This is a genomic window from Planomonospora algeriensis (genome assembly GCF_977012225.1).
Genome location: NZ_CDRNDK010000228.1, coordinates 1 through 10075, shown reverse-complemented (window position 1 = coordinate 10075; position 10075 = coordinate 1). Strand labels below are relative to the sequence as shown.

The following is a 10075-nucleotide window of genomic DNA, read 5'->3' as shown; positions in this document are numbered from 1 at the left end:
CCGTCGCGGCGGCCCGCCCGGCGCGGACACCGGGACGCCGGGGACCGGCCGCGTGACGACGGACTCCCGGCCGCCGGCCCCGCGGCACCGGGCGCGAGGACCGCCGGAGGCTCTCCATCCGGCGGAGACACGCCCTGAGGGCCACTCGGCGGACGGGGCGGTCGATGCGGTGCCTACCCTTGGTGACGTGTACCGCTTCCTTCTGACCCGCCGGTGGATCGCGCTCCACATCGTGGTGCTGCTGGTCATCCCCGCCTTCGTCCTCCTGGGCCGATGGCAGTTCGGGCGCTACGAGGAGCGGTCGGCCGGCAGCGACCGGACCACGGCCAACCTCGAGGCGCCCCCGGTCCCCGTCGCGACGCTCACCACCGCGGGCGGCGCCGTGCGCGACCAGGACAAGTACCGCACGGTGACGGCGACCGGCACGTTCGACCCCTCGCGCCAGCTGCTGGCTCGCCGCCGCGTCCAGGACGGGGCCGTCGGCTTCTACGTGATCACCCCGCTGGTCGTCGGCGACGGCCAGGCGGTGCTCGTGAACCGGGGATGGGTCCGGGCCGGCGCCACCGCCGACGCGCTCCCCGAGGTGCCCGCGCCCTCCTCCGGTCAGGTGACCGTCACCGGGCGGCTCCGCCCCGCCGAGACCGAGGAGTCCTCCGGCATCCGCGACCTGAAAGGACTCCCCGCCGGGCAGATCATGCTGATCGACCCCGCCGCGATCGGCGAGGGCCTGCCGTACCGCCTGCTCGGCGGCTTCGTGGAGCTGGTCCGGCAGTCCCCGGAGGCCGCCGCCGCGCCCGCGCCGGTGCCCGAGCCGGAGGTCGGCGAGGGCGGCGGGCTCAACCTGGCGTACGGCGTGCAGTGGTGGCTGTTCATCGGGGTCGCCATCGGCGGCTGGGTCCTGCTGATCCGCCGCGAGGCCGCCGATCTGAAGGCCCAGGCCGGCCAGAAAAGCACAGAAAAGGTGAACGCTTGACCTTCGGGATCAACACGAGACCCCATCGCTTGTCCAGCGTGACGCCGACGCCGTACCGTTGACCGCGTGACTGCGCCGCTACTGCCCGACCCCGAGCCCAGGCGGCGGGACCATGTGATCATCTCGGTCGACGACCACCTGATCGAGCCGCCCGACATGTTCGAGGGCCGCCTCCCGGAGAAGTACGCCGAAGTCGCGCCCAAGGTCGTGGAGACCGATTCGGGCCACCAGGTCTGGCGGTACGGCGGGGCCACCTACCCGTGCGCCGGGCTCGACGTCGGCGCGGGCCTGCCGCGTGAGCAGTGGACGCTCGACCCGGTCCGGTTCGAGCAGATGCGCCCGGGCTGCCACGACATCGAGGCCCGCGTCGAGGACATGGACCGCGCGGGGGTCTGGGCGGCGCTCTGCTTCCCCGGCATGCTCGCCGGGCAGTCGGGCATGGTCTTCTCCCGCACCCGCGACCAGGAGCTGGGCCTGGCGGTCCTGCGGGCCTGGAACGACTGGCACGTCGACGTCTGGGCCGGCACCTACCCGGAGCGGATCATCGCCCTGCAGCTGCCGTGGCTCACCGACCCCGAGCTCGCGGCCAAGGAGATCCGGGACAACGCCTCGCGCGGCTTCAAGGCCGTGCTGTTCCCCGAGTTCCCCACCCGTCTGCGCCTGCCGTCGATCCACGGCGAGCACTGGGACCCGTTCTTCCGCGCCTGCGAGGAGACCGGCACCGTCGTCTGCCTGCACACCGGCGCGGGCTCCTGGACCCCGGTGCCCTCACCCGACACCCCCGTCGAGGCGATCACCACGCTCATGCCGGCCAGCGCCATGTTCGCCTGCGCCGACTGGCTCTGGTCGGGCGTGCCGCTGCGCTTCCCCGCACTGCGGATCCTGATCGTGGAGGGGGGCGTGGGCTGGCTGCCGATGCTCGCCGAGCGGGCCGACTACGCGCTGGACCACCCGGTCGCCGGGGAGGCGGCCTGGGAGGGCGGGCTGAAGCCCAGCGAGGTCCTGCGCCGCAACTTCTTCTTCGGCACGCTCGACGACCACGCGCTGTCGGGCGTGCGCCTGGCGGTCGGCCTGGAGCACGTCCTGCTGGAGAGCGGCTATCCGCACTCCGACTCGACCTGGCCCGACACCCAGCAGGCGCTCGCCCGCAACCTGGGCAGCCTCCCGCCCGCCGACATCGCCCGGGTGGCCTACGGCAACGCCGCCCGACTGTTCGGGCACCCGCTCCCGTCCCGGGCGTGGCTCAGGATGGAGCAGATCTAGCGCGGGGACCCGGCGGGCCCGGCGGCGGGAGGACCGGCGAGACGGCGGCGCTCCCACTCGACGTAGCGCCCGCTCTCCCCGAGCAGCGAGCCCATCAGCCAGAGGAAGACGCCGAAATCGTCGGCCACCCCGACCAGCGCCAGGAAGTCCGGGACGAGGTCGATGGGCGAGACCATGTAGAGCACGCCCAGGCCCATCATGGCCAGCCTCCCCCGGCCCATGCCGGGGTACCGGCCGCGCATCACCGAACCGACGAGCCGCGGCATCGCCCGCAGCCGTGCGCCGAGCCCGGGCGACCCGGGCTTCGACACGTCCCGGTACACCCGCCACGCCTGTGCCGCCCGTGCTGCCTTCGCCATCGGGAACCTCCTCGCAGAACGTGTCCGCCGGACCGCGCACTACCCCGCGGTTTCACGATATAACGCGTGATCCCGCTCTCCGGTTCCCGAGACCTCACGCCCGTCCCGCACGGCGACCCCGCGTCCGCTCCCCCGCAGTGGCCCCGCGCCGCTTCGGCTCCGCCCGACTTCACCACGCGCCGCTTCGGCTCCGCCCGGCGCCGGATCATCCGCACGGCCTCGCGTTCACTCCGCGTTCGGCGCCAGATCCCGTACGGCCTGCGCGATCGGCACCTCGCCGCCGGGGATGGGTGCGAGCACCGGCGTGTCCAGGCCGTTCTCGACGTACCGGCGGATCCTGGCCCGGCAGGCGGCCGCGTCGCCGTGCACGATGAGCGCGTCCACGACCTCGTCGGGAATGGCCTTGAGCGCCGCCTGCCGATCCCCGGCGGCCCAGGCCTCGTGCATCGGCCGCAGGACGTCGCCGCGCCCCAGCCAGTCGTGGAAGGCCGCGTAGACCGGGACGGTCAGATAGCTCGCGAGCATCCACCGGCCCAGCTCGCGGACCTTCTCCGTGTCCTCGCTGACGCACACGAAGAGCCGGGCGATCAGTTCGGTCTCCGGCCCGACCTCGGCCCGGATCTTCCGCACGTCCTCCGGCGAGAGCCAGTTGGTGATCGCGCCGTCGGCCTCCTCGGCCGCCAGGTGGAGCATCCGGGGGCGCAGCGCGGCCAGCACGATCTTCGGCGCGACCTTGGGGGCGCGCTCCAGCTTGAACCCCTTGACCTCGAACGTCTCGTACTTCTCGGTGACCTTCTCACCCGCCAGGGCCTTCTTCAGGAAGCGCAGCGTGTCGCGGGTCCGGGAGAAGGGCTTGGTGAACTCCCCGGCGTTCCAGCGCTCGACGATGGCCGGGGAGGAGGCGCCGACGCCCAGCACGAACCGGTCCGGGGCGAGGTCGGCGAGCGTGGCGGCGGACATGGCCAGCAGGCCGGGGCCCCGGGTGGAGACGGGGACGATCGCGCTGCCGAGGCGCAGGCCCGGGGCCCACTCGTTGGCCAGCGCGAGCGGGGTGAAGCCGTCCACGCCGTTGACCTCGGCCGACCACATGTCGGTGTAACCGAGCGCCGGCAGCTCGGCCACCAGCTCCTTCGAGCCCGCCAGTGAGCGGTCGTAGAAGGGAACCGTCATCCCCCAGCGTGCGCCCGTCGCCATCATGTGCCTCCCATGCTCCGTGCCCGGACTCCGCGTCCGGCTCCGTTCAGCGCCCGTTCGACGCCTGTCCCGCTCCGGCTGTCGGCCCGTCCCGTGGCCCAGCCCTCGGTCCGGCTCGCGACCTGTCCCGCGGTCCGTCCCGCGATCTGTCCCGCGGCCCGGCCCTCGGTCCGACTCTCGGTCCGTCCCGCGGCCCATGCCGCCACCCTGGCCGTCACCGCCCTAACGGTCACCGCCACCGCCATTGCCTAGAACGAAATTCTGTTCCAGCTTGCCGTACACCACCCCGGGGATGTCAACGATCTGACCATACCAACCGGACGGTATGTCATGGGAACGGGCCGTCAGGAGCGCAGCTCGTGCACCCCGGCGATGAAGTCCTTCGCCACGCCGCGCAGGCCCGGCAGATGGGAGAGGCCGACCAGCCGGTCGACCAGCGGCACGGTGAGGTCGATGAACCGGTGGGTCCGCCGGCAGCCCTCCGAGTCGTCGTGCACCCAGAACAGCACCACGCCCATCGACAGCAGCCAGAGCAGCTCCGGCAGCTCCGCCCTGATCTCGGCGTCCATCCGGTCGGCCGAGCCCTCGACGACCCGGCGGTAGATCGCGATCGACGCCTCCCGCGCGGGCGAGGAGTCGGCGCTGAACGGGCTGAGCGGGTTGCTCGGCTCGGCCGCGTGCTTGAAGAACTTCACCGCGAACTCGTGGTACGGCTCGGAGACCCGCACCCACTCCCGCAGCACCCCGCCCAGCCGCCCGGCCAGGGAGCGCTCGGTGGCCAGCACCCGCTCGCACGCCGCCTCGTGCTCGGCCTGCGCCCGGTCGTAGTAGGCCTGGACCAGCGCCTCCTTGGAGGAGAAGTAGTAGTAGGCGTTCCCCACCGAGACACCGGCCTCGGCCGCGATGGCCCGCATGGTGGTCGCCTCGTAGCCCCGCTCGCGGAACAGCCGCAGGGCCGTCTCCACGATCGCTTCGCGGGTCCTGTCGGATCCCCTGGTCCTGCGGGTCGGCTCGGCCACGCTCGTCACTGTACGGCCCGGGGCCCCGTGAGTCATGGCGCCTCACGGTGATCGACATCACAGGGCAAAGATCGGAGCGTCCCAGGAGTCATCCGGTCCCGGGCGTGGGACTGATCTTCTCGGCGGAAGGGCGAACCCGCGACAAGGAAAAGGTGTATGGGGACACGTCCCTGCGAACGGAAGAGCGTCCGGCTTGCCGCCGGCACCCTGTTCGCCGTACAGACAACACTCATCGCAGCGGTCGGCGTCACCGCCGCCCCTGCCCGTGGCCCGGCGCCGGCCGCACCGGTGCCTGCGGCGGCTCTGGCGACTCCGATGCGCCTGGCGGCCCCGGCCTCCCGGCCCCGCCGGGTGCGATCGGTATGGCTCAACCACACGCAGGCGGCCAGGAGGCTGCAGCGGGCCGGTCTGGGGCTGTACTCGTCCGGTGGGTGCACCGACCGCCGGCTGCGGCAGTGCACCTCGCTGGAGGCGATCAGGACCAGGACGCTGCGGGGGGCGATCCGGCTCAAGCGCCGCAGCGGCTGCCCGCTCACCCTCACCGGCGGCACCGAGATCGGCCACGTGGTCGGCCGCTACAGCCACGGGAACGGTTACAAGCTGGACGTGGCGCCCAACGCCTGCGTCGACCGGCACATCACCCGCACCCAGCCGTTCCGCGGCGTGCGCTCCGACGGGGCGCTCCTCTACGGCTCTCCGGAGTCCCTCTACGCCCGCACGCCGTCCCACTGGGACATCCTCTTCCGCTGACCCGCGAGCGCCCGGCTCCGGCCGCTCCGGGCCCGCGCGGGAACCGCCCCACGCGACGGCCGCGCGGAAACGGCTCCGCACGCGGACGGCCGCGCGGAAACGGCTCCGCACGCGGACGGGCCCCTTCCACCACACGGCGGAAGGGGCCCGCGACGGCCCGTGCGGAGGGCGTCAGCCGGTGAACTCGGCCGCGACCAGCTCGGCGATCTCCGCCGCGTTCAGGGCCGCGCCCTTGCGGAGGTTGTCGCCGCAGACGAACAGGTCGAGCGTGTTCGGGAAGTCGAGCGCCTGGCGGATCCGGCCCACGTAGGTGGGGTCGGTGCCGACGACGTCGGCCGGGGTCGGGTAGACGCCGTTCGCCGGGTCGTCCATGACGACCACGGTCGGGGCGGCCTCCAGGATCCGGTGGGCGTCGGCGACGGTGATCTCGCGTTCGAAGGTCGCGTGCACGGCCAGCGAGTGCGTGGTGATCACCGGGACGCGGACGCAGGTCGCCGAGACCTTCAGGTCGTCGATGCCGAGGATCTTGCGGGACTCGTTGCGGAGCTTGAGCTCCTCGGAGGCCCAGCCGCCGTCCTTGAGCGAGCCCGCCCACGGCACGACGTTGAACGCCACCGGCGCCGGGAACGGCGACTCGGCGTCGCCCAGCTTGTTCTGCAGCGCCTTGCGCACGTCGCCCGCGGTCTGGCCCACCGTGCGGTCGCCGGCCAGGGCCTCGACCTCGTCGTAGAGCCGCGCCGAACCGGCCACGCCCGCGCCGGAGACCGCCTGGTAGGAGGCGACCACCAGCTCGCGCAGGCCGTACTGCTCGTGCAGCGCGCCCATCGCGGCCATCATCGACAGCGTGGTGCAGTTCGGGGTGGAGATGATGTTCCGCGGCCGGTTGCGCGCGGCCTCCGGGTTGACCTCGGGCACCACCAGCGGGACCTCGGGGTCCATCCGGAAGGTGCCGGACTTGTCGATGACGACCGCGCCGCGGCCGGCCGCGATCGGCACCCACTCGGCGGAGACCTCGTCGGGCACGTCGAAGATCGCGATGTCCACGCCGTCGAAGACCTCGGGCACCAGCGCCTGGACGGCCACGTTCTCGCCGCGGACCTGCAGGACCTTGCCCGCCGAACGGGCGGAGGCGACGAGCCTGATCTCGCCGTAGACGTCCTCGCGGGAGGAGATGATGTCGCGCATCACGGTGCCGACGGCACCGGTCGCGCCGATCAGGGCGAGGGTGGGCTTGCGGCTCATCGTCCGGTACCTCCGTAGATCACTGCTTCAACCTGGTCGGCGTCGAGGTCGAACGCGCGGTGCGCGGCGGTGACGGCCGCGTCCACCTCGTCCAGCCCGACGATCACCGAGATACGGATCTCCGAGGTGGAGATCATCTCGATGTTCACCCCCGCGTCGGCGAGGGCGGCGAAGAACGTCGCGGTGACGCCGGGGTGCGAGCGCATGCCCGCCCCGACCAGCGAGACCTTCCCGATCTGGTCGTCGAACTGCAGCGACTCGAAGCCGATCCGCTCCTGGACCTTCTTCAGCGCGGTCAGCGCCGCGGAGCCGTCGGTCGTGGGCAGCGTGAAGGAGATGTCCGTCCGGCCCGTCGCCGCCGCCGACACGTTCTGCACGATCATGTCGATGTTGATCTCGGCGTCCGCCAGCGTTTTGAAGATCGTGGCAGCCTCGCCGACCTTGTCGGGCACCCCGACAACGGTGACCTTGGCCTCGCTCCGGTCGTGCGCGACGCCGGAGATGATCGGCTGCTCCATCTCGTTTCCTTCGCTGTCGGGGTCGGAGACGACCCACGTGCCTTCCTTGGTGCTGAACGAGCTTCTGACGTGGATCGGCAGGCTGAACCTGCGGGCGTACTCGACGCAGCGCAGGTGCAGGATCTTCGAGCCGCAGGCCGCCAGCTCCATCATCTCGTCGTAGGAGATCTTGTGGATCTTGCGGGCCTTCGACACGATGCGCGGGTCGGCGGTGAAGACGCCGTCCACGTCGGTGTAGATCTCACACACGTCGGCGTCCAGGGCGGCGGCCAGCGCGACCGCGGTCGTGTCGGAGCCGCCCCGGCCCAGCGTGGTGATGTCCTTGGTGTTCTGCGAGACGCCCTGGAAACCCGCCACGATCGCGATCTGGCCCTCGTCGAGGGCCTCCCGGATCCGGCTGGGCGTCACGTCGATGATCCGCGCCTTGCCGTGGGTCGAGTCGGTGATGACCCCGGCCTGGGAGCCGGTGAACGAGCGCGCCTCGTGACCCAGGTTGGCGATCGCCATCGCCAGCAGGGCCATCGAGATACGCTCGCCGGAGGTCAGCAGCATGTCGAGCTCGCGGCCCGGCGGCAGCGGCGAGACCTGCTGGGCGAGGTCGAGCAGCTCGTCGGTCGTGTCGCCCATCGCCGAGACGACCACCACGACGTCGTTGCCGGCTTTTTTCGTCGCGACGATCCGCTGCGCGACCCGCTTGATGCAGGACGCGTCGGCGACGGACGAACCACCGTACTTCTGAACAACGAGCGCCACGAGATGTCTCCGAAGCAATCTAGGGCTGTGGAGCTCTCAGTCTACTGTCGCGGCACCAGGGTTCTTCTGGTTTAGACCACTATGTGGACGATCACACGGTTGTGCGCTCTTCCGCCACGTCGAGACGCGTGTGGGCGACGAGCGCCTGGAGCGCCCGCATCGCCGCTCCCGCGTGGTTGCCCCAGGTGTTGAAGTAGGAGTACTGCCACCACCACAGCGCCTCCAGCGGGCGCCCCGCCCGGTAGTGCCGCAGCCCGTGGATGAGGTCGGCCGCCACCGCCGTCAGGTCGTCCGAGAGGCGGTACGGCGTGACCGCGGTGTCCTTGTAGGGGTCGAAGACCTCGGCGTAGTCGTCCACCGGGCCCAGCCGCTCGGCGAGCGCCGTACGCAGGGGGTCGACGTCGGGGTCCGCGGTCAGGTGCGGCTCCCAGTTCTCCGACAGGATCACGTCCTGGCTCGCGCCGAGCTGCGCGCCGGCCGAACTGACCTGGGCGACCTCGACCAGCAGCAGCGGCAGGACGGCGTCCCCGCCCTCACCGCTCGCCAGCCGGGTCAGGCCGTCGAGGTAGTTCTGCGCGTGCACCGCGATCCGGTCCGCGAACGCGCTCCACTCATTGGAGATCTCAGACATCCAGCAGCCTCCGTCCTTCGAACGCGCGGCCCAGGGTGACCTCGTCGGCGTACTCGAGGTCACCGCCCACAGGCAGACCGCTGGCCAGTCGTGTCACTTTCAGGCCCATCGGCTTCACCAGCCGGGCGAGGTAGGTCGCCGTCGCCTCCCCCTCCAGGTTGGGGTCGGTGGCGATGATCAGCTCCGTCACCCGGCCGTCGGCCAGGCGCGTCATCAGCTCCCGGATGCGCAGGTCGTCGGGGCCGATCCCGTCGATCGGGCTGATCGCCCCGCCGAGCACGTGGTAGCGGCCGCGGAACTCCCGGGTCTTCTCGATCGCCACGACGTCCTTGGACTCCTCGACGACGCAGATCACATGGGGGTCGCGCCGGGCGTCACGGCAGATCCGGCACTCCTCCTCCGCCGCCACGTTCCCGCAGACCCGGCAGAAGCGGACCTTCTCCTTGACCTCCAGCAGCGCGTGCGCGAGCCGTTTCACGTCGGCCGGCTCGGCGGCCAGCAGGTGGAACGCGATCCGCTGCGCGCTCTTGGGACCGACGCCGGGCAGCATGCCCAGCTCGTCGATCAGATTCTGGACGACCCCCTCGTACATGGCCTAGAACCCGGGCAACTGGCCGAGGCCGCCGCCGCCCAGCCCCTGCGCGAGCGGGCCGAGCTTCTCCTGCTGCAGGTCGTTGGCCGCGCGGACCGCGTCCCGGATCGCCGCGATCACCAGGTCGGCGATGGTGTCGGCCGTCTCCTGGGGGTCGCCGGGATCCACGGCCTCGGGGCTGATCTTCAGTTCCAGCAGCTCACCGCCGCCGTTGACCGTGGCCACGACCAGGCCGCCGCCCGCCGAGCCCTCGATCTCCGCGTCGTTCAGCTCCTGCTGGGCGCTCACCAGCTGCTGCTGCATGAGCTGTGCCTGCTCCAGCAGCTGCTGGAGGTTGACATCCCCTGGGTTCACCGTCGTGCGCTCCTCGTCCATGACGTCAGTCGTCACGAGCCTACGGGGTCGGAGCCAGGTAGTGCACTGGCGGTCGCACGTGTTCCCCGAGTGCGCACGCTAAACCTCGGCCGCACCCGGCCCCGCGGACCTCCGGCCTCTCCGCGCCCGCGGATCTCAGGAGCCCGACTCGACGGACCTCCGGCCTCTCCGCACCCGCGGGCCTCCGGGGCCCGCCTCGGCGACCCGGTACGGCGCGCCGCCGGTCAGCTGTGGTCGATCTCCTCGATGATCTGCCCGCCGAGCTCGCGCTGGATGAGCGCCATGCCGGTGAGCGCGTCGACGTCGGCGTCCGCGTCGTTCAGCGGGTCGACCTCGTCGGACTCGAAGCCCGGCCCGCGCCCCGGGACCGCGTCCGGCCAGCCGGACGAGCCGCCGGCCGCGCGCG

The 10075-nt window shown here is 71.9% G+C and carries 12 protein-coding genes; 3 read left to right on the top strand and 9 right to left on the bottom strand.

The features are described 5' to 3' along the window. Nucleotides 1-187: 187 nt before the first annotated feature. Both ACWJ6R_RS21825 and ACWJ6R_RS21820 read left to right on the top strand, forming a co-directional pair. Nucleotides 188-973 (top strand): SURF1 family cytochrome oxidase biogenesis protein, encoded by a 786-nt coding sequence (locus ACWJ6R_RS21825; protein WP_449064014.1) that lies wholly within the window; start codon nt 188-190, stop codon nt 971-973. Nucleotides 974-1039: 66 nt separating this feature from the next. After that, entirely contained in the window at nt 1040-2236 is a 1197-nt protein-coding gene (locus tag ACWJ6R_RS21820; protein WP_449064013.1) for an amidohydrolase family protein, read from the top strand. Here the strand turns inward: ACWJ6R_RS21820 and ACWJ6R_RS21815 are convergent. The 3 genes from ACWJ6R_RS21815 to ACWJ6R_RS21805 all read right to left on the bottom strand — a co-directional run bounded on the left by ACWJ6R_RS21815 (nt 2233) and on the right by ACWJ6R_RS21805 (nt 4808). Continuing rightward, nucleotides 2233-2595 (bottom strand): YkvA family protein, encoded by a 363-nt coding sequence (locus ACWJ6R_RS21815; protein WP_449064012.1) that lies wholly within the window; start codon nt 2593-2595, stop codon nt 2233-2235. The genes ACWJ6R_RS21820 and ACWJ6R_RS21815 overlap by 4 nt on opposite strands. A gap of 225 nt (nt 2596-2820) precedes the next feature. Then, nucleotides 2821-3789, bottom strand: coding sequence for an LLM class F420-dependent oxidoreductase (locus tag ACWJ6R_RS21810; protein ID WP_449064011.1), 969 nt, complete (start codon nt 3787-3789; stop codon nt 2821-2823). A 344-nt stretch (nt 3790-4133) separates the two neighbouring features. Next, complete coding sequence (locus tag ACWJ6R_RS21805; protein ID WP_449064010.1) at nt 4134-4808, bottom strand: TetR family transcriptional regulator; 675 nt, start codon at nt 4806-4808, stop codon at nt 4134-4136. A gap of 351 nt (nt 4809-5159) precedes the next feature. Here ACWJ6R_RS21805 and ACWJ6R_RS21800 point away from each other — a divergent pair, with 351 nt between their 5' ends. Continuing rightward, a complete protein-coding gene (locus ACWJ6R_RS21800) occupies nt 5160-5558 on the top strand; it encodes a hypothetical protein (RefSeq protein WP_449064009.1) in 399 nt (132 codons plus the stop codon). A gap of 171 nt (nt 5559-5729) precedes the next feature. Here ACWJ6R_RS21800 and ACWJ6R_RS21795 read toward each other — a convergent pair whose 3' ends face one another. From ACWJ6R_RS21795 to ACWJ6R_RS21770, 6 genes are all read right to left on the bottom strand, one after another. Beyond that, nucleotides 5730-6800, bottom strand: coding sequence for an aspartate-semialdehyde dehydrogenase (locus tag ACWJ6R_RS21795; RefSeq protein WP_449064008.1), 1071 nt, complete (start codon nt 6798-6800; stop codon nt 5730-5732). Then, nucleotides 6797-8071, bottom strand: a complete 1275-nt coding sequence (locus tag ACWJ6R_RS21790) for an aspartate kinase (protein WP_449064007.1) — start codon at nt 8069-8071, stop codon at nt 6797-6799. The genes ACWJ6R_RS21795 and ACWJ6R_RS21790 overlap by 4 nt, the downstream gene beginning before the upstream one ends. A 91-nt stretch (nt 8072-8162) precedes the next feature. Further along, on the bottom strand, nt 8163-8702 hold the full coding sequence (locus tag ACWJ6R_RS21785) for a DUF5063 domain-containing protein (RefSeq protein ID WP_449064006.1): 540 nt from the start codon (nt 8700-8702) through the stop codon (nt 8163-8165). After that, a complete protein-coding gene (gene recR / locus ACWJ6R_RS21780; protein WP_449064005.1) occupies nt 8695-9294 on the bottom strand; it encodes a recombination mediator RecR in 600 nt (199 codons plus the stop codon). The genes ACWJ6R_RS21785 and recR overlap by 8 nt, the downstream gene beginning before the upstream one ends. Before the next feature lie 3 nt (nt 9295-9297). Then, nucleotides 9298-9648, bottom strand: a complete 351-nt coding sequence (locus ACWJ6R_RS21775; protein ID WP_068900554.1) for a YbaB/EbfC family nucleoid-associated protein — start codon at nt 9646-9648, stop codon at nt 9298-9300. Between the two features lie 245 nt (nt 9649-9893). After that, on the bottom strand, nt 9894-10075 hold a 182-nt coding region (locus ACWJ6R_RS21770), incomplete at its 5' end, for a hypothetical protein (protein ID WP_449064004.1).